At 63.2% G+C, this 18,050-nt stretch carries 19 protein-coding genes and 1 tRNA gene; 6 read left to right on the top strand and 14 right to left on the bottom strand.

Annotation, left to right across the window (positions count from 1 at the left end; genetic code table 11):
* Positions 1–18 precede the first annotated feature (18 nt).
* Both QF092_RS04095 and QF092_RS04090 read right to left on the bottom strand, forming a co-directional pair.
* Positions 19–675, bottom strand: a complete 657-nt coding sequence (locus QF092_RS04095; protein ID WP_281467879.1) for a DsbA family oxidoreductase — start codon at positions 673–675, stop codon at positions 19–21.
* On the bottom strand, positions 672–2,198 hold the full coding sequence (locus QF092_RS04090) for a class I adenylate-forming enzyme family protein (protein ID WP_281467877.1): 1,527 nt from the start codon (positions 2,196–2,198) through the stop codon (positions 672–674). The genes QF092_RS04095 and QF092_RS04090 overlap by 4 nt, the downstream gene beginning before the upstream one ends.
* 63 nt (positions 2,199–2,261) lie before the next feature.
* Here QF092_RS04090 and QF092_RS04085 point away from each other — a divergent pair, with 63 nt between their 5' ends.
* Positions 2,262–2,885 carry a helix-turn-helix domain-containing protein gene (locus QF092_RS04085; RefSeq protein WP_281467875.1) on the top strand — a complete coding sequence of 208 codons (624 nt, stop codon included), beginning with the start codon at positions 2,262–2,264 and terminating at the stop codon, positions 2,883–2,885.
* A gap of 215 nt (positions 2,886–3,100) precedes the next feature.
* Here QF092_RS04085 and QF092_RS04080 read toward each other — a convergent pair whose 3' ends face one another.
* Both QF092_RS04080 and QF092_RS04075 read right to left on the bottom strand, forming a co-directional pair.
* Entirely contained in the window at positions 3,101–3,217 is a 117-nt protein-coding gene (locus tag QF092_RS04080; RefSeq protein WP_281467873.1) for an entericidin EcnA/B family protein, read from the bottom strand.
* 10 nt (positions 3,218–3,227) lie between these two features.
* Positions 3,228–5,039, bottom strand: coding sequence for an extracellular solute-binding protein (locus tag QF092_RS04075; RefSeq protein WP_420026494.1), 1,812 nt, complete (start codon positions 5,037–5,039; stop codon positions 3,228–3,230).
* A 281-nt stretch (positions 5,040–5,320) separates the two neighbouring features.
* Between QF092_RS04075 and QF092_RS04070 the strand changes: the two genes are divergently transcribed.
* Both QF092_RS04070 and QF092_RS04065 read left to right on the top strand, forming a co-directional pair.
* Positions 5,321–6,094 carry a 3-hydroxybutyrate dehydrogenase gene (locus QF092_RS04070; RefSeq protein WP_281467870.1) on the top strand — a complete coding sequence of 258 codons (774 nt, stop codon included), beginning with the start codon at positions 5,321–5,323 and terminating at the stop codon, positions 6,092–6,094.
* 64 nt (positions 6,095–6,158) lie between these two features.
* Positions 6,159–7,172 carry a patatin-like phospholipase family protein gene (locus QF092_RS04065; protein ID WP_281467868.1) on the top strand — a complete coding sequence of 338 codons (1,014 nt, stop codon included), beginning with the start codon at positions 6,159–6,161 and terminating at the stop codon, positions 7,170–7,172.
* A gap of 1 nt (position 7,173) precedes the next feature.
* On the opposite strand, the gene QF092_RS04060 is transcribed toward QF092_RS04065, so the two are convergent.
* The 4 genes from QF092_RS04060 to QF092_RS04045 all read right to left on the bottom strand — a co-directional run bounded on the left by QF092_RS04060 (position 7,174) and on the right by QF092_RS04045 (position 10,304).
* Positions 7,174–7,851, bottom strand: a complete 678-nt coding sequence (locus QF092_RS04060) for a DUF502 domain-containing protein (RefSeq protein WP_281467866.1) — start codon at positions 7,849–7,851, stop codon at positions 7,174–7,176.
* 65 nt (positions 7,852–7,916) lie between these two features.
* A complete protein-coding gene (locus tag QF092_RS04055) occupies positions 7,917–8,828 on the bottom strand; it encodes a pseudouridine-5'-phosphate glycosidase (protein WP_281467864.1) in 912 nt (303 codons plus the stop codon).
* 1 nt (position 8,829) lies between these two features.
* Positions 8,830–9,411, bottom strand: a complete 582-nt coding sequence (locus QF092_RS04050) for a DUF1349 domain-containing protein (RefSeq protein WP_281467863.1) — start codon at positions 9,409–9,411, stop codon at positions 8,830–8,832.
* Positions 9,408–10,304, bottom strand: coding sequence for a PfkB family carbohydrate kinase (locus tag QF092_RS04045; RefSeq protein ID WP_281467861.1), 897 nt, complete (start codon positions 10,302–10,304; stop codon positions 9,408–9,410). The genes QF092_RS04050 and QF092_RS04045 overlap by 4 nt, the downstream gene beginning before the upstream one ends.
* Positions 10,305–10,572: 268 nt before the next feature.
* Between QF092_RS04045 and rpsB the strand changes: the two genes are divergently transcribed.
* Together rpsB and tsf are read left to right on the top strand one after the other, a co-directional pair.
* Positions 10,573–11,331: a 30S ribosomal protein S2 gene (gene rpsB, locus QF092_RS04040; protein WP_281467860.1), complete on the top strand. Its 759-nt coding sequence runs from the start codon at positions 10,573–10,575 to the stop codon at positions 11,329–11,331.
* 69 nt (positions 11,332–11,400) lie between these two features.
* Entirely contained in the window at positions 11,401–12,297 is an 897-nt protein-coding gene (gene tsf, locus QF092_RS04035; protein WP_281467859.1) for a translation elongation factor Ts, read from the top strand.
* 361 nt (positions 12,298–12,658) lie between these two features.
* Here tsf and QF092_RS04030 read toward each other — a convergent pair whose 3' ends face one another.
* Positions 12,659–13,453, bottom strand: a complete 795-nt coding sequence (locus QF092_RS04030; protein ID WP_281467857.1) for a helix-turn-helix transcriptional regulator — start codon at positions 13,451–13,453, stop codon at positions 12,659–12,661.
* Positions 13,454–13,574: 121 nt separating this feature from the next.
* Here QF092_RS04030 and QF092_RS04025 point away from each other — a divergent pair, with 121 nt between their 5' ends.
* Positions 13,575–14,747 carry an NAD(P)/FAD-dependent oxidoreductase gene (locus QF092_RS04025; protein WP_281467854.1) on the top strand — a complete coding sequence of 391 codons (1,173 nt, stop codon included), beginning with the start codon at positions 13,575–13,577 and terminating at the stop codon, positions 14,745–14,747.
* Positions 14,748–14,767: 20 nt separating this feature from the next.
* Here the strand turns inward: QF092_RS04025 and rpe are convergent, their stop codons facing one another.
* The 5 genes from rpe to QF092_RS04000 form a co-directional block, all read right to left on the bottom strand.
* A complete protein-coding gene (rpe, locus tag QF092_RS04020) occupies positions 14,768–15,457 on the bottom strand; it encodes a ribulose-phosphate 3-epimerase (RefSeq protein ID WP_281467852.1) in 690 nt (229 codons plus the stop codon).
* A 174-nt stretch (positions 15,458–15,631) separates the two neighbouring features.
* A tRNA-Arg gene (locus QF092_RS04015) sits at positions 15,632–15,708 on the bottom strand.
* Positions 15,709–15,766: 58 nt separating this feature from the next.
* Positions 15,767–16,990 (bottom strand): cysteine desulfurase, encoded by a 1,224-nt coding sequence (locus QF092_RS04010; RefSeq protein ID WP_281467849.1) that lies wholly within the window; start codon positions 16,988–16,990, stop codon positions 15,767–15,769.
* Entirely contained in the window at positions 16,987–17,571 is a 585-nt protein-coding gene (locus QF092_RS04005) for a Yip1 family protein (protein ID WP_281467848.1), read from the bottom strand. Before QF092_RS04005 ends, QF092_RS04010 begins: the two co-directional genes overlap by 4 nt.
* On the bottom strand, positions 17,568–18,050 hold the full coding sequence (locus QF092_RS04000) for a YIP1 family protein (protein ID WP_281467846.1): 483 nt from the start codon (positions 18,048–18,050) through the stop codon (positions 17,568–17,570). Before QF092_RS04000 ends, QF092_RS04005 begins: the two co-directional genes overlap by 4 nt.

Genomic DNA, 18,050 nt, shown 5'->3' with positions numbered 1-18,050 from the left:
TCTGCGCCTTGGGCAGGCCTAGTCTTCCGGCCCGTCCTGCACAGCGAGTTTTTCGACCAATTCATCGATGATCTGCTGCCAGACTTCCACCGGCTGCGCGCCCGACACGACATAGGCCTGGGCGATCAGAAAGGTCGGCACCGCCGTCACGCCCTTGCGCCGTGCGTCAGTGTCACGGGCGGCAATATCCTCGGCATCCGCATCGCTGGCCAAAAGCCGCGCCACCGCCACGGCATCCATCCCCACGTCGCCTGCAAGACGCGCCAGCGTGGCGTGATCCCCGATATCCTCGCCATCGCGCCAATGCGCGCGGAACAGCCGCGCCACCATCGGCGTCTGCCGCCCTTCGATCCCTGCCCAATGAATCAGACGATGGGCATCCAGCGTGTTGGGCAGGCGGGTGACCTTATCCATGTTGATTTCGGCCCCCGCCTTCTTGGCATGGTCAACCACCTGCAACATGGCCTGAATGGCCCGCTGCTTGCCACCGAACTTGGCCGCCAGATACTCCACCTGATCGACGCCGCCCTTGGGCATGTCGGGGTTCAACTGGAACGGATGCCATTCGATGCGGAACGGGTGGTTGGGCCTGCTCTCCAGCGCCCGGTCAAGGTTCGTCTTGCCAATCAGGCACCACGGGCAGACCGGATCGGAAAAGATATCAAGGCGGATCATGGCGTCCCTTTCGGCAACAGGCCCTGAAGGGCGCGACGGTTCAGCTTGTTGTTGGCAGATCGCGGCAAGGCGTCAAGCCGGACCCAAAGCCGCGGCTGTTTCCAGCGTGCAAGACAGGCCTCGGCATGGGCGGCAAGCTCTGCATCCGGGATTGGCTGGTCGCTCAGGTAGAAGCAGCCGATCACCCGCACCCCCGCCTTCACCTCCACCTCCGTCACCGCGCAGTCCTTGATGCCGGGACAGGTGGCCATGGCCGCCTCAACCTCCAGGGGCGATACGCGAAAGCCGCCCGCATTCATCAGATCATCTGCGCGACCGCGATAGATCACCGCGCCGTCATGCGTCATCTCGGCCAGATCGCCGGTCAGGAACCAATCCCCTCGCATCCGCGCCTCAGTAGCAGCCGCATCCCCCATGTAGCCCAGCATCAAGCCCGGATCGGACCGATGCACGGCCAGCGTGCCCACTGCGCCCCGCGCGACGGGCTGGCCGTCTTCGCCCAGCACCGCCAGGCGCCGCCCCGGCTGCACCCATCCCGCCGTTCTCGGTGCCTGTGGTCGATCCGGGCAGCCGGACAGATAGGTCGATACTTCTGTCATCCCAAGCGCTTCATGCACGGGCCGGCCCGTCGCACCCTCCCACGCCGCGCGCAGGTCAGGCGCCATCGCCTCGCCCGCGCTCAGCCCATGCCGCAGCTTGGGCAAGGCCGGCATCGGCCCGCGCAGCATTTGCCGATACACGCCCGGTGCCGCGGCAAAGACCGTCACATCAAAGCGTTTCATCAACAGGGGCAGCGCCATGACCTCCACCCCAGCCGCCGGGATCAGGGCAACGGCCCCCACCGTCCACGGGTCCATCAGCCCGGTGCCCAGCGTATAGGTCCAGTTGAAAGCCCCCGCATGCAGCACACGGTCCCCGTCGGTGATGCCCTCCCAGCCCTGATGCATCATCCCCCGCGCCCAGATCGCGCGATGCGCATGGCCCACCGCCTGTGCCCGGCCTGAGGTGCCCGAGGTGAACACGGCATAGCCCAGACGATCAGGATCGCCCATGTTCCAATCGCAAGGGGGCAGCGCTTCCCATCCCAGAACCTGCTTCGCCGTCACCACAGGGCAAGGCAACGGATCGGGCAGCGCAACCCCTTCGCCCGCCACGATCAGCGCAGGCGCAATCACCCCCGCCATCCGCGAAATCTCGGCCCCCGTCAGCGCGGCCGAGCTTGGCACAGGCACCAGCCCCGCTGCGATGGCCCCAAGGAAGGCCACGGGAAAGGCCACCTCATTGCCCAGCCGCAACAGCACCCGGTCCCCCGGCTGCAAGCCTTGCGCAAGAAACCCCGTCCCGCAGCCGCGCACCGCCGCCATCAGGCGGGCATAGCTCCATCTCTCCGCCCCTTTGGGCGAGACGATCTGCAAGGCCATCCGGTCGGGAAAACGGGTAGAGGATGCCTCCAGCACATGCCGCGCCATGTTGAAAGGCGCGGGGCAGGGCGGCCATGGGGAAAGATCGATCTCAGACAGCATGCTTTCTCTCTAGCCGCCCACGCCGCCGTTGCAAGCGCACCTGTGACCAAGTAATCCCCGGCCATGGCCGGAACCGATCCCAAATCCCTGATCCGCATTGCCCGTGAAAACGGCGGAGAGGCGCATGTCGCCCCCCTGAACCTTGGCGAAAGGGTGCGCGATCTGCGCAAGGCGCGCGGCTGGACGCTGGAACAGGCGGCCACGCAGGCGGGGCTGGCGCGGTCGACCCTGTCCAAGATCGAAAATGGCCAGATGTCGCCCACCTATGAGGCGTTGAAGAAACTGGCCGAAGGCCTGTCGATCTCTGTCCCACAGCTGTTCACACCGCCGTCAAAGGCACAGGTGTCGGGCCGGATGTCGGTGACGAAACAGGGCGAAGGGCAGGGGCATGCGACGGCGACCTATGAACATGAATTGCTTGCGGGGCAGTTGACGCGCAAGCAGATGCTGCCCTACCGCGCCCGCATCCGCGCGCGGGATGTCGAAGAATTCGATGGCTGGGTGCGCCATGACGGCGAGGAATTCCTTTATGTTCTGACCGGGGTCGTCCGGCTCTACACCGAATTCTACGAACCCGTGGACCTGCGGCGCGGTGACAGCGCCTACTATGATGCCTCGATGGGGCATAACGTTATCAGCCTATCGGAAGAGGATGCGACGATCCTTTGGGTGACATCGCTGGTCTGAAACAGCGTTTCCTGACGCAGGAAACGTCACAAAGTCTGACGCAGACTTTGCCGCCCTTCGGGCGAACCGGCCCCGGATGAGGTGGGAACCAGCCCAAAGGGCCACGGAATTTGCGTCAAATTCCGTCGCGATTTCCGCGCCGGAAATCGCCCCCGCGAAAAGAAAAGGCCGGGCATTCCCGCCCGGCCCCTTGCACCCTGCCCAGATGGGCGTTCCTAGAACAGATTACCCACCGCCCGCGCGCCCGAGGAAATATCCTGCCCCGCGCCTTCAATGGTCGCGCAGCCCGCCAAGGCGGCCAGAACGGCAAAAAGCACCACTGTCTTTCTCATCCTCTGCTCCTTAGTCCTCATACCACCAGACCTCAGGCTGAAAGCCCGGCCAATCGCCATAAAGCGGCAGGCGGTCGGGGAATTTCAACTCCTTCCGATGCGCAAGGCGCGAGACATCCGAATACCAGATCGGGATGACATAGCGCCCGCTCGTCAGGATGCGGTCCAAGGCCTGCACCGCGGCAATGAAATCGTCCTGACTGCGCGCCGCAACCATGGTGGCGATCATCGCCTCGGCGGCAGGCGAATTCATGCCCATCCAATTGCGCGTGCCGGGTTCCGTCACGCCTTTCGACCCCCAGTAAAGCGTCTGCTCATTCCCCGGCGACAGCGACAGGGACCGGATGTAATGGGTCATGTCGAAATCGTAATTCGTGGTGCGCTCCTTGTATTGCGCCGAATCGATGGTCGTGAGCCGTGCCTCGATCCCCAACCGCTTTAGCCCTTCGACATAGATCGTGGCCGCGTTGATGGTGTCGGTCGCGCCGTTCACCAGCACGATTTCAAAGCTGAAGGGCTCGCCCGCCGCGTTCTTCAACACGCCGTCCTGTACCGACCATCCCGCCTCTTCCAAAAGGGCCGTCGCCCTGCGGATCGCGCCCCGGTTCGCCTCGGACCCGTCGCCCACGGGCAGGGTATAGCCCTCCATCGCGCCGGGAAGAAGCTCGGCCCGGAAGGGTTCGAGGAATTCCGCCACGCGACCCTCGGCAGGCGCACCGGGTGTCATGCCAAGGGGGGAGTTGGAGAAATAGCTCTGGATGCGCGGCGGGATGCTGCCGTTCAGCGTCCTGTTGATCAGTTCGAAATTGAAGGCCGTGATCAGCGCCTCGCGCACGCGCCAATCCTGAAAGATCGGCCGGCGGGTGTTGAAAACGAAACCTTCGATCCCCGACGGGCGCGAATGCGGGATGATGGATTTGACCACATCGCCCGACGTCACCGCCGGGAAATCATATTGCTGATCCCATTTCACCGGGTTGGTTTCGCGCCAGCTGGTGATTTCGCCCGCTTTGAACGCCTCGAAAACCACGCCCGCATCGCCGAAATAGTCATAGCGGATTTCGTCCAGATTGTGCTGGCCCCGGTTAAAGGCCAGATCCGCCCCCCACCAATCGGGGTTCTTGCGATAGGTGATGTAGCGCCCGGCCTCGAATTCCGCGACCACGTAAGGACCCGATCCGATCACGGGGTCCAAAGATGAGACGGTGAAATCGCGCCCCTCCCATTGCGCTTTCTTCAGAATCGGCCGCAGCCCAAGGATCAGCGGCAATTCGCGATCCTCGGTATTGAAGGTAAAGCGGATGCCACGCTCGCCGATCTTTTCAACCGTCGCCACCTTGCCATAAGCGGCAGCATAGCGCGGCTGGCCCTTGGTCCCCAGCGTTTCGAACGACCAGATCACATCCTCGACCGTGACCGGGCTGCCGTCCGAGAATCGCGCCTCGGGCCGCAGGGTGAATTCGACGAACGTCCGGGCGTCATCCGTCACCACCGATTCGGCCAATAGGCCGTAAAGGGTGAAGGGTTCGTCATAGGATCGGCCCAGCAGCGTTTCGATCGTATGCGCACTGATCCCCGCCGGGGCGATGCCGTTCACGATGAACGGGTTGAGCGAGTCAAACCCCCCGCTTTCTCCGAAAACGATCCGCCCGCCCTTGGGCGCATCCGGGTTTGCATAGGGCAGGGACACAAAATCCGGGGGAAGAGCGGGCTTTCCATACATAGCTATGCCATGGGTATCCGCCCCCGCCCCAAGGGGAATCGCTACTACGGCCATCGCCGCCAGCACCGCCTTAAGACCTTTGAAATTCACTGTTCCCATTCCCTCGACACTCCCGGCCGGTTCGTTTTTTCTGGACCGGAGCCTAGACCCGCTTGCCTGCCTTTTCAAACTTTTAGCTTGGATACCGGCAACAGGGCGCGTATATAGGGGTCACTGCTCGATAGGTTTCTTGCCTGTATGAAACCTGCCTCAATAACTTAACGCCGGCCTCTGGCCGGCGTTTTTTTATGCTTCACGCCCGCGCGATGCCGATGCATCAGGGCTGGATTTCGCCCCCGCAGCAGGCATACCCTTCGCAGATGCAGCAAAGGGGGGCCAAAATGGACCTGAAGGGCAAAACCGCGATCATCACCGGATCGAATTCCGGCATAGGGCTTGGCGTGGCCGTCGAACTCGCCAAGGCCGGGGCGGATATCGTCATCAACAGCTTTACCGACCGCCCCGAGGACCATGCTTTGGCCGCGCAACTGTCCGCAGACCATGGCGTGACCGCGCGCTACATCGCCGCCGACATGTCCAAGGCCGAAGACTGTCGCGCCTTGGTCGAAAGCGCCGGGGGCTGCGATATCCTTGTGAACAATGCAGGGATCCAACATGTCGCCCCGGTCGAGGATTTCCCGGTTGAAAAGTGGAACCAGATTCTTGCCATCAACCTGTCTTCCGCCTTCCACACCACGGCGGTTGCCCTGCCGGGCATGCGGGCGCGGGGCTGGGGGCGCATTGTCAACATCGCCTCGGCCCATGGTCTGACGGCAAGCCCTTTCAAATCGGCCTATATCGCCGCCAAACATGGGGTCGTGGGCCTGTCCAAGACGGTCGCGCTGGAAACAGCGGGGCAGGGGATCACCTGCAATGCCATCTGCCCCGGCTATGTCCTGACCCCCTTGGTCGAGGCGCAGATCCCCGACCAGATGAAGGTGCATAACATGGACCGCGATACCGTGATCCGCGAGGTAATGCTTCTGCGCCAACCCTCGCGCCAATTTGCAACGACCGAACAGATCGGCGGGACGGTGCTCTACCTCTGCTCTCCGCATGCCGATCAGGTCACGGGCACCACGATCAGCGTGGATGGCGGGTGGACGGCGCTGTGATCCCAAAATCTTCGAAGATTCTCACTAATTGCTTCGAAGAAATTTGTCCGCCAGGGCCATGGGCATGACGCGCCTTAACCTGGCCCTGCAAGGCGGCGGCGCGCATGGCGCCTTTACCTGGGGCGTCCTTGACAGGCTGCTTGAGGATGAAACGCTCGACATCGCCGCCCTGTCGGGCACCTCGGCCGGGGCGCTGAATGCGGCGGCCCTCAAGGCCGGGATGATTGCGGGCGGGCGGCAGGGCGCGAAGGACAGCCTTGCCGCGCTGTGGATGCAGGTCGCCAATCTGGGCGATTTCCGCATGATCCGCTGGATGCAGCCGCTTTGGACCGCCTCGCGCGCCTGGACCGACGTGGTCGAGGCTGCCTTTCCCGTGTCACCCCAAGGGCTTGCTGCCCAGCTTTGGTCCCCCTACGGCTGGGGTCCGTTCTGGGAAAACCCGCTGGAACCCGTGGTGCGGCGGCTGGATTTCAGCCAAGTCTGCCATGGCGAAGGCCCGCGCCTCTATGTCGGCGCAACCAATGTCCGCACGGGGCGCATCCGCATCTTCGAAGGGGATGACCTGACGCCGGATGCGCTTTTGGCTTCGGCTTGTTTGCCCACCGTCTTTCAGGCCGTCACCATTGAGGGCGACGCCTATTGGGATGGCGGCTATTCCGGCAATCCCGCCCTTTTCCCGCTTTATGCCCCCGATCTGCCCGATGATATCGTCATCGTCTCGATCAACCCATGGCTGCGGGATGCCGTGCCGATGTCGCCGCTGGATATTCAGAACCGCATCAACGAAATCAGCTTTCATGCCGCCCTTCTGGGCGAGTTGCGCGCCATCAAATTCGTCAAACGCCTGATCGCCGAAGGCCGAATGGAACGCGGGCAGATGAAGGACGTGCTTTTACACCTGATCGCAGATGACGGGCTGATGACCGAGCTTTCCGCCGGGACAAAGCTTTCCCCCGATCCGGGCCTTGTCATGCGGCTGCATCAGGCCGGACGCAAGGCGGCAGAGACCTTCCTTGCCACCCACCGCGCCGATCTGGGCGAACGCGCCAGCCTTGATCTGAACCGGCTGCTCGGCTGAGTTATTTGGAAATCAGCGGCTCTTTCACCGCCGGATAGACCAAGCCACCCGACACGACCAGTTTCGCCGCCTCATCCGGTTTCATATCAAGGAAGATCACCGTCTCACGCGGGACATAGATCAGCACGCCGGATGTCAGCGGGGTCAGCGCGACGAAAACGGCGATCATGTCGCCGGGCAGTTTGGCCGCAATCTCGCCCTTTGGCGAAGAGGCGACAAGCCCCACCGCCCAGACACCGGGGCGGGGGAATTCCACCAGACAGGTCCGGTCAAAGGTCTTTTCCTTCTGGGCAAAGACCGTTTCGGTGATCTGCTTCAACCCGCCATAGACCGAACGCACCACTGGAACGCGGTCGACCAGCAGTTCCGCCTGACCCATCAGCGTCCGGCCCAGAAAGCCACGCGCCATCCAGCCGATCAGCACGGTAAAGACGAGGAAGACCGCAACCCCCACACCGCGCAGGGGAAAGGTGACATCCGGCCCAAAGACCCGATGCACCAGCGCCTCGGGCTGATAGGCCGACGGGATCAGCGGGAGGATCCAGCCATCCAGCCAACCCACCACTGACCAGATCAGCCAAAGGGTCAACCCCGTGGGCAGAACGACGACCAATCCTGTCAGAAAGCTCGCCCTCAGCGCGCCAAGCAGGCTGCGCCGCGGCGGTTGTGTTTCGCTCATTTTTGCCCCGGTTCCCTTGTTCCCGACAATCTAGGAAGAGCTGGGCGCTCGCACAACCGGAACCTTCACACCCCGCGCGCTAAGGCCCCGGCAATCGCGGCCCCAAGACGGGCATTGTTCAGAACAAGGGCGATATTGGCATCAAGCGACCGCCCCTCGGTCAATTCAAAGATGCGTTGCAAAAGGAAAGGCGTCACGGCCTTTGCCGCGATGCCCCGCGCCGCCGCTTCGGACAGGGCTTGCTCCACCACCGGCATGATTTCGGCCCGCGCGATCTCTGCCTCAACCGGGATCGGATTGGCCACGAGTTGCCCGCCCGGCACACCCAGCGCCGCGCGCATCCGCGCCGCCGCCGCGATGTCTTCGGCCCGGTCCATCCGGAGTGGCGCTTTCAACCCGCTGTCGCGCGACCAGAAGGCGGGAAAGGCATCTTGCCCGAAGGCGATCACCGGCACGCCTGCCGTTTCCAGCCATTCCAGCGTCTTGGGTAGATCGAGAATGGCCTTCGCCCCCGCCGCCACAACCGTGACGGCTGTCTGAGCCAATTCCGGCAGGTCGGCGGAAATGTCAAAACTCGTTTCCGCCCCGCGATGCACGCCGCCAATGCCCCCCGTGGCAAAGACCGAAATCCCCGCCAGCCGCGCGCAGATCATGGTGGCGGCCACTGTGGTCGCCCCCGTGCCGCCTGTGGCCAAACAGGCGGCAAGGTCCGCGCGGGACAGCTTTGCCACCCCCTGCGCCTGCGCCAAGGCCTGAAGCTCGGCCTCCGTCAACCCGATGTGAATGCGTCCACCCATCACAGCCATCGTGGCAGGCACCGCGCCATGGGCGCGCACCTCTGCCTCCACCCGCTGCGCGGTTTCAAGATTTTCGGGCCACGGCATCCCATGGGTGATGATGGTCGATTCGAGCGCCACCACCGGCGCACCATCCCGCAAGGCCCGCGCCACATCGGGCGCCAAGGTCAGGGCATCCATGTCATTCTCCGTTATGCAGATCGCGCGCAATCGGGGGGCCGCAGCGATAATCGCGGAACATCACGCGGAACCGCGCGCGTTCCGGCGAACAGGCCATGATCCCCACCTTGGCGGGCAGACCCGCGGGCATATAACCCAATCGGGCAAGGAACCAGCCGCCCTCAGGCCGCGCCACATCCACCCGCACCGCATCACCATGACGGCTGAGGCGCAGGCGGACAGAGGCCGGATCAAAGGGCAGGGGCATCGTCGCCCAATCGGACCGCAGATTGGTGATCACGGTGGAAAAGACGGGCTGGCCGTCATTCACCTCCACCCCGCATTTGATCCAATGCTGATCCGACAAAAGCATCATCAGCCCCGCCTGATCATAAAGCGCGCGGTATTTGCCCGCGATGGTCACTTCCGCCGTGAAATCGCCTTGCACCGATTCCCACAGGAAATGCCCGTTATGGCGGATGAAGCCGTAAAATGTTTCGCGCCAGAAATCCGTCTTCTCACCCGTGACAACTTCGATACCGCCGGGGACCTCCATCGCCTCTGGGGGCGGGTTCAGCCATGTCATCCGCGAGAACCGGCTCATGCCGGGGCCTCCCCACTCACATAGATGGCGGCCGCGCGGATTGCGGCGGCCAAAGCCGCCGACCGATCCGCGCCCCGCCGTTCGGAAACGATATGCGCCGCCATGAAAGTATCGCCCGCGCCGGTGACCCGCGTCACCATCACCTGCGGTGGGTGATCGACGATGACACCCACGCCTTGCGTCCCTTCCGCACAGGCCCGCCCGCCATCGGTGACCAGAACCCGCGCCGCCCCACGCGCCAAAAGCCCTTCCGCCGCCGCCCCCGCGCTGTCATAGGCCTCATGCCCGATCAACCGCGCCTCTTCCAGATTGACATAGAGCACCGCCCGCCCGTGGGACATTAGCGGGATAAGACGTTCCGCCTTGCCGGGGCTGGCAGGCGCCACCCGCAGATCGGCCGCCGCAAACAGGGGCGATGCCGCGATCTCGGCCAGAAGATGCACCGTCAGGTTTCCGTCCAGCGCGATCATCCCGGCCCAAGGCGCCCCTTCGGACCCAAGGCTTCCATCCGCCAAGGGCCGCAGGATCTTGTCTCCCGCCGCCTCAAGCGAATGGGCATCCGCAATCGCGGCGATCAACCCATTCGCCCCTTCGACAGCCATATATTGATCCGTGGGCAGGTCGTCCGACCGATAGGCAAAACCTGTCTCCACCCCCAGTCGCCCGCAAGCGGCGACCAGTTCATCCCCTGCCGCATCCCGACCAATCGCCGTCAGCACCGCAGGCCGCAGGCCCAGCCGCGCCAGCGTCATGGCGATGTTCATCGCCACGCCCCCCGGCAACCGCGTGATCCGCCCCGGCACGTCTGACCCCTGCCGCATGACGATGGCCGAACGGCCAATGATGTCCCAAAGGACCGAGCCTATGCAAAGGATGTCAGGGCGCGCGCTCATGCCACCATCTAGAGGCGAAGGGCAGGGGCTTTCAACCCACCCCATCCCGCCAGGCCCCACCAAAATCTCCCCAGTTTCTTGGCACAGAACCACCCAGAACCCGCATATTTGCCAAGGGCGCTTGCATCCCCCGCCAAAACCCCCTAAAGGCACGCGCACTTCACAGGCTTCGCTTGGGCTTGGCGGGGAGAAATCCCGTCCTGTCCGCCGGTTGCCCCACAAGGGGTAAGACAGCGATGCCAAGGGCTAAACCGGAAAGGAATAGGACATGGCTCTTCCCGAGTTCTCCATGCGTCAGCTGCTTGAAGCTGGCGTTCACTACGGCCACCAGACCGCGCGCTGGAACCCCAAGATGGGCGAATACATCTATGGGGATCGCAATGGCATCCACATCATCGACCTGACCCAGACCGTTCCCATGCTGGAACAGGCGCTGAAGGTCGTGCGCGACACCGTCGCCAAGAACGGCCGCATCCTCTTTGTCGGCACCAAGCGTCAGGCCCAGAAGCCGATCGCCGAAGCCGCCGAAAAATGCGCCCAGTTCTACATGAACCACCGCTGGCTGGGCGGCACGCTGACCAACTGGAAGACCGTCTCCCAGTCGATCCAGCGCCTGAAGCAGATCGATGAGCTGATGGCCAATGGCGCCGAAGGCCTGACCAAGAAAGAACGTCTGAACATGGAGCGTGAGCAGTCCAAGCTGCAGGCCTCCTTGGGCGGTATCCGTGAAATGGGCGGCACCCCGGACCTGATCTTCATCATCGACGTGGGTAAAGAAGACCTCGCCATCCTCGAGGCGCAAAAGCTTGGCATCCCGGTCGTGGCCGTGGTTGACACCAACTGCTCGCCCAAAGGCGTGGATTACGTGATCCCCGGCAACGACGACGCGGCCCGCGCCATCGCGCTGTACTGCGACCTCGTCGCTCGCGCGGCGCTTGATGGCATGTCGGCGCAGCTCGGCGCTGCTGGCATCGACCTTGGTGCGCTGGAAACCGCGCCCGAGGAAGAGGCGATCGCCGAGGCCTGATCCTCTGTCACGCCGCATTTACCCGGGGGGGATACTTCCCGGGTCACTCTCGATTTTCAGGAGTCTGACATGACGATCACCGCAAGCATGGTGAAGGAACTGCGCGATTCGACCGGCGCAGGTATGATGGATGCCAAGAAGGCGTTGACCGAAACCAATGGCGACATGGAAGCCGCGGTTGACTGGCTGCGCACCAAGGGCCTTGCCAAAGCCGCCAAAAAGGCCGACCGCGTCGCCGCCGAAGGTCTTGTTGGCGTCACCGTCTCGGGCGGCAAGGGCGTCGCGGTTGAAGTGAACTCGGAAACCGACTTTGTCGGCAAGAACGCCGATTTCCAGAACCTCGTCCGTGGCATCACCACCGCCGCCCTTGGCGCGGCTGATCTTGACGCGCTCAAGGCGGCCAACCTGAACGGCAAGTCGGTCGAAGCCTCGCTCACCGATGCCATCGCCACCATCGGCGAAAACATGACCCTGCGCCGCATGGCCGCCGTGGAAGGCGACAGCGTTGCCGCCTATATCCACACCGCCGCCGCCGATGGCCTTGGTCGGATCGGCGTGCTGGTCGCGCTGAAAGGCGCCGATAACGGCATTGGCAAGCAGATCGCGATGCATATCGCCGCCACCTCGCCCATGTCGCTCTCTGAGGCGGATATGGATGCCGAAGTCGTAGCCCGCGAACTGGCCGTGCAGACTGCCAAGGCGATGGAAGAAAACGCCGCCTCGGCCAAGCCGAAGCCCGAAGCCGTGATCCAGAACAACATCATCCCGGGCCGGATGAAGAAGTTCTTCGAAGAATCGACCCTTCTGAACCAGAAGTTCGTCATCAATCCCGATGTGACCGTCGCCCAAGCCGCGAAAGAGGCCGGGGTAGAGGTTGTCTCCTTCGTCCGCATGGCCGTCGGTGAAGGCATCGAAAAAGAGAAAGAGGATTTCGCCGCCGAAGTCGCCAAGGCGCTTCAGGGCTGATCTTTCCGCCTTCGGTCAAAGAAAGGCCCGCCTCAGAAATGAGGCGGGCCTTTTCCTTTGCCATAACTTCGGGCTGCCCAAAGAAAAACGGTGCAGCCTTGCAGCTGCACCGTATCACCGCGCGTCTGGCCATGGGGATCAAGCAACAGACACGCCAACCATCACCATCAGGGCGGCGGGAAATTTCCGCCCCTCCGGACAAACACCCTTCTCTCTGGGGCGAGATAGGGGCAATCGCCAACCGGATGCGGTCAAATCGTTCCGTTCATCCGACAGGCCGCCCCACCCGGCCTAGGCCATTGGTATAGGGGCGTAGCGTCATATGACCATCCTGCGCGGCGTCAGAACAGTCAGGGAATCCCTACCTCGCCGCTGTGGCCGGGGGCAGGCTGCGTGATTTCCCGTCCTTCTGGAAAACCATGTTCAAGAGCGCAGCTTTGGCCACAGCCTGCGCCGTCGTTTCCACATCCAGCGCCTGCCGGGCCAGCCGAAGATGCTTTTCCACCATAGCGGGCGAAACCCCCATCAAGACCGCCACATCCTGCGTCGTCTTGCCATCAGCCACCCATTCCAGCGCCTCACGCTGGCGCTGCGTCAGCGGGCGCCGACGGTTCGCGCCGGGCAGGTTGACGATCTTGAGATGCATCATATTCGCCACGGCAAGGATCTCTTCCCGCCGCTCTGACCAGATCGCTTCGACCGCGGCATGATCCAGCCCCTCATCCGCGATCATCCCCAGCGCCCCTTTGGCCCGGGTCGAGGTTTCGGGAAAGCTCACCGTGATTCCGGCGCGGATGCCCATGGCAAGGTTTTGCTTCACCGCTGCAACCTCGTCTTGGGACAATTCACCCCGCGCCATCGCTTCGCCCACCCAGGTCCAGGTGCAGGCCCCCGTATTCTCCTGCGCCCAGCGAAAAGCAGGTGTCCGCGCATAAAGCCCGCCCGCAAAATACCGCCGTGCATATTCCGGGTCTGCCGTGGTCAGAAACACCACATCCTCCGGATGGCCGATCGTCTTATCGGTTAGAAAGCGCGTATAGCCATAATTGACCCTGCCAAAGCCGAGCCGGGCGAAATAGCCCGTCGCGGCTTGCCACGCCGGTCCCACGGACGTGGCCTCGGCAATCCGCGCCAAAAGCGGAAGTACCTCGCTCACCTTCTCATCCCCTCACCGCGCCAAGGCTTCGATCAGGCGCGGGTTGTTCTTGTCCCCGTTCCTGTCTAACCACGCAGGCGCGCCGCTGTCAAAACCTGTGGTGCCGAGTCGGAGGAAGCACATGCAGGCGGATGTCGTCATCATCGGCGGGGGCGTCATGGGGGCATCCGTGGCCTTCTGGCTGACCCGAATGCAACCGGGCTTGTCGGTGGTCGTCGTGGAACGCGACCCGACCTTCGCCCGCGCCTCGACCGCCTTGGCAGCCGCCGGAATCCGGCAACAATTCACCAATCCGGTGAATGTGGAAATCTCGCGCTTTGGCATCGCTTTTGTGAAGGCGTTTCAGGCCCATCTCGGCCATGACGTGGGCATCCCCGATCTAGGCCTGCGGGAAAACGGCTATCTCTTCCTCGCCTCTACACCCGAAGGCCTCGCCACGCTGACAGAGGTTGCCGCGATGCAGCGCGACCATGGCGCGGCCACCCAGATCTGGACGCCCGACCAAACCGCTGCGCGCTTTCCCTGGCTCAATACCGAAGACCTTGCAGGGGCCAGTTTCGGCCCGCGGGACGAAGGGTTCTTCGACAATATGGGTCTTTTGAACGGCTTCCGCGCCGCCGCCCGCGCCCAAGGCGCGCGCTTCCTGACGGATGACGTCACGGGGATCACCACCACCGCAGGCCGGGTGACGGGGGTCACGCTGGGGCAGGGGGTGCATGTCACCTGCGCCGCCGCAGTGAATGCCGCAGGCCCGGCTGCCGCGCAGGTGATGCGCATGGCAGGCCTCGACATCGCCATTGAACCCCGCAAGCGCACGGTCTTTGTGATCGACGCCCCCAACGCCCGCCACCCCGATGCGCCATTGATGATCGATCGCGATTACTGGATCCGGCCCGAGCATCGGCAATGGATCACCGCCACCGTTCCAGCAACGGACGGCCCCTGCGATCCGCAGGATTTCGACCCCGATCTGCATCTGTGGGAAGAGGTGATCTGGCCCGCCCTCTGGCACCGCGCGCCGGGCTTCGACGCGGTAAAGGTCATCCGCCACTGGACCGGGCATTACGAATATAATGCGTTGGACCAGAACGCCGTCCTTGGCCCGCATCCCGATCTGCCGAACCTCTATTTGATCAACGGGTTTTCCGGCCATGGCCTTCAACAAGCGCCTGCGGCGGGCAGGGGGGTGGCCGAGCATATCCTGACGGGAGGCTGGCAAAGCCTTGATCTGTCAGACCTTTCCGTCACCCGGATGATCGAGGGCCGCCCCTTCGCCGAACGCGCCATCGTGTAGGATGGTCGATACCGTCGATCCTAGACGGCAGCCTCCGCCGCCGCCCGGATGGCCCTGATATTCGCACCATAAGGCGCCGGATCTGCCACCGATCCGCCCTTGAAAACCGCCGACCCCGCAACCAGCACATCCGCACCTGCCGCCGCAACCAAAGGCGCGGTTTCCACGGTCACGCCGCCATCAATCTCAATATGGATGGGCCGGTCGCCAATCACGGCACGCAAGGAACGCACCTTATCCACTTGGGAATGAATGAATTTCTGCCCTCCGAAACCCGGATTGACCGTCATCACGCAGATCAGATCGACCATGTCGAGAAGATGCGCCACTGCATCGATCCCAGTTCCGGGGTTCAGTGCAAGACCCGCCTTTTTCCCTGTGTTTCGAATGGCTTGCAGGGTCCGGTGAATGTGCGGCCCGGCCTCCAGATGCGCGGTGATGACATCTGCACCGGCCTGCGCATAGGCCTCGATATAGGGGTCCACCGGCGCAATCATCAGATGCACATCCATCACACCCCGGATATGCGGGCGGATCGCCGCGCACATGGCAGGCCCAAAGGTCAGGTTCGGCACAAAATGACCATCCATCACATCCACATGCACCCAGTCCGCGCCTTGATCTTCGATGGCGCGGCACTCGGCCCCGAAATTCGCGAAATCCGCCGATAGGATGGATGGGGCAATCTTGATCGCGCGCGAGAATTCCATGGGCCAGCCTCCGATGCCAAAAGGGCGATGCGGGCCTTCTATCGCAAGCCATCGTATGATGCCAGCGCGATACCGCCACATGTCGTATATGACATAATATTGATTATAGGATAATTGGAGATTGCCAAACAGACCGACGACAAAGGCCCCTACACCGCAATGATCTAAGGAAACTGGCGCACCCGACAGGATTCGAACCTGTGACCTCTGCCTTCGGAGGGCAGCACTCTATCCAGCTGAGCTACGGGTGCGCGCTTGGCCTTGCCTTACCGAAAGCGCGCGGCACTTGCAACCGCTATCCCGCGCCGATCAGCCGTTGAACAACTCGTTCGCAAGCTCCAGCGCCGAAACCAGCGCATCAACTTCCTCGACCGTGTTGTAAAGGCCAAAGGACGCGCGGCACGTCGCGCCCACGCCCATATGGTCCATCAACGGCATGGCACAATGCGTGCCCGCCCGCACCGCCACCCCCCGCTTGTCGAGGATGGTCGAAATGTCATGCGCATGCGCCGCCCCGGCCATGGTGAAGGAAAAGATCGCACCCTTCGTGTCGGAATTTCCCTGCACATTCAGCCAGTTGATCCCCGCAAGCCGCGCGTGCGCATAGTCGCGAAGGCTGCGTTCATGGGCGGCGATATTCTCCATCCCCAGACCCATCATGAATTCCAGCGCCACGCCCAGACCGATCTGCGCCACGATGGACGGCGTGCCCGCCTCAAACTTCATCGGTGGGTCATTATAGGTCACCGCATCACGCGATACCTCGCGGATCATGTCGCCGCCGCCAAGGAAGGGCCGCATCTCCTCCATCCGCTCGCGGCGGATGAAGATCGCGCCGGAACCGCTTGGACCATAAAGCTTATGGCCCGTGATCGCATAGAAATCGCAACCGATGGCCCGCACGTCCACCGGCATATGCACCGCGGCTTGGCTTCCATCCACCAGCACCGGCACACCCTTTTCGCGCGCAGCCCTACAGATCGCCGCCACATCCACCACCGTGCCCAGCACGTTGGACATATGCGTCACCGCCACCAGTTTCGTGCGCGGCCCGATCGCATCGATCACCGCCTGCGGGTCAAGATCGCCCTTGGCGTCGCATTCCACCCATTTCAGCACCACCCCCTGCCGTTCGCGCAGGAAATGCCATGGCACGATATTGGCGTGATGCTCCATGATCGACAGAACGATCTCATCCCCTGCCTGCAACCGCGGCGCGGCCCAGGCGTAAGAGACAAGGTTGATCCCTTCTGTCGTGCCGGAATTGAAAACGATCTCCTCCGGATCGGCGTTCAGGAACCGTCCGACGATGCCACGAACCGCCTCATACTTTTCCGTGGCAAGATTTGAAAGATAGTGCAAGCCTCTGTGAACATTGGCATATTCCATCGCATAGGCCTGCGTCACCGCATCGATCACCGCGCGTGGTTTCTGCGCGCTGGCACCATTGTCCAGATAGACCAGCGGCTTGCCATTCACCTGCCGTGACAGGATCGGGAATTCCGCGCGCACGGCTTGAACGTCATAGGTCACAGCCCTACCCCCAGCGCCATCATCAGAATGCTCAGCGCGAAGACCGCGCCGACGAAGGTCAGGATCACGCCCAGAAAAACAAGGCCAAGCGATTTGAACCCATGCATCTCGGCCACGAAATTGACCAAGAGCCACAGGAACAGCAGCACCCCGCCGATTTCCACCACCGGGGCCAAGGGCGGCACCACCAGCATCAAAAGGATCTGCACCACCACCAGCAGCAGTTGCAGGAACTGCAACCACGCGACAAGGATCAGCGCATCGGCAAATTCGCCCTTCCCGCCCCGCCAGCGGCCCACGGAATGCGCAAGCCCCGCCGTGATCATCATCCCTACGGTCACCATCCCGGCCCAGACCAGCGGTCCCACCGGGCGCAGCGCCTCGCCATCCGGCCCGACGCTGGGCGGCAGCATCGCGCCCAGCACCTGCATCAGCAGCGCCGACAGCGTCGCCATCAACAGCAACGCCGACCATCGCCCCGACATCGGCAGGGGCAGCCGCATCACCGCCTGCGCCGCCGCGCGTGGTTGCGTCAGCGTCAGCCGGACCAGCGCCGACAGGTCTGCAAAGTTCAGCGTCATGCCTTTTCCGCCTCGATCGTCATGCTGACCCACAGGTACAGGAAACCCGCCAGAACCAGAAGGCCCACCACCGTCGCAGCCGGGCCCGTCCCGATGAAACCGCTGACCAACCCGTTTAACAGCGCCAGAGGCGACAGCACCAGCAGCGCCCAGAACAGCGCCAGCCGCGCCCCGTACCACGTCCCCCTGCCCCCAAAGACCCGCGCCACCAGATGCGCCAGCGCCGCCAACGCATACATGAACAGGGGCGCGATAAAGACCCAGCCCATCAGCGCCCCCCCCATCCGCGCGTCCAGCGGCACTTCAGGGTTCAAAAAGGCCTCGCGCGACAGACGCGGCCATTGCGCCACAAAAAACAGAAGGCAGGCCCCCATCAGCACGGCCAGGGCGCGATCCTCGCGCACCCCCTGCCCCAGCTTTTGCCGGATCAGCCCGCGCGGATCGCGCCAGCCCCGCAGGATATCCAGCGTGATGGCCAT

Source organism: Fuscovulum ytuae (genome assembly GCF_029953595.1).
Lineage (GTDB): Bacteria > Pseudomonadota > Alphaproteobacteria > Rhodobacterales > Rhodobacteraceae > Paragemmobacter > Paragemmobacter ytuae.
Note: the sequence above shows the minus strand (reverse complement) of the source record. Positions and strands in the feature narration are given on the sequence as shown.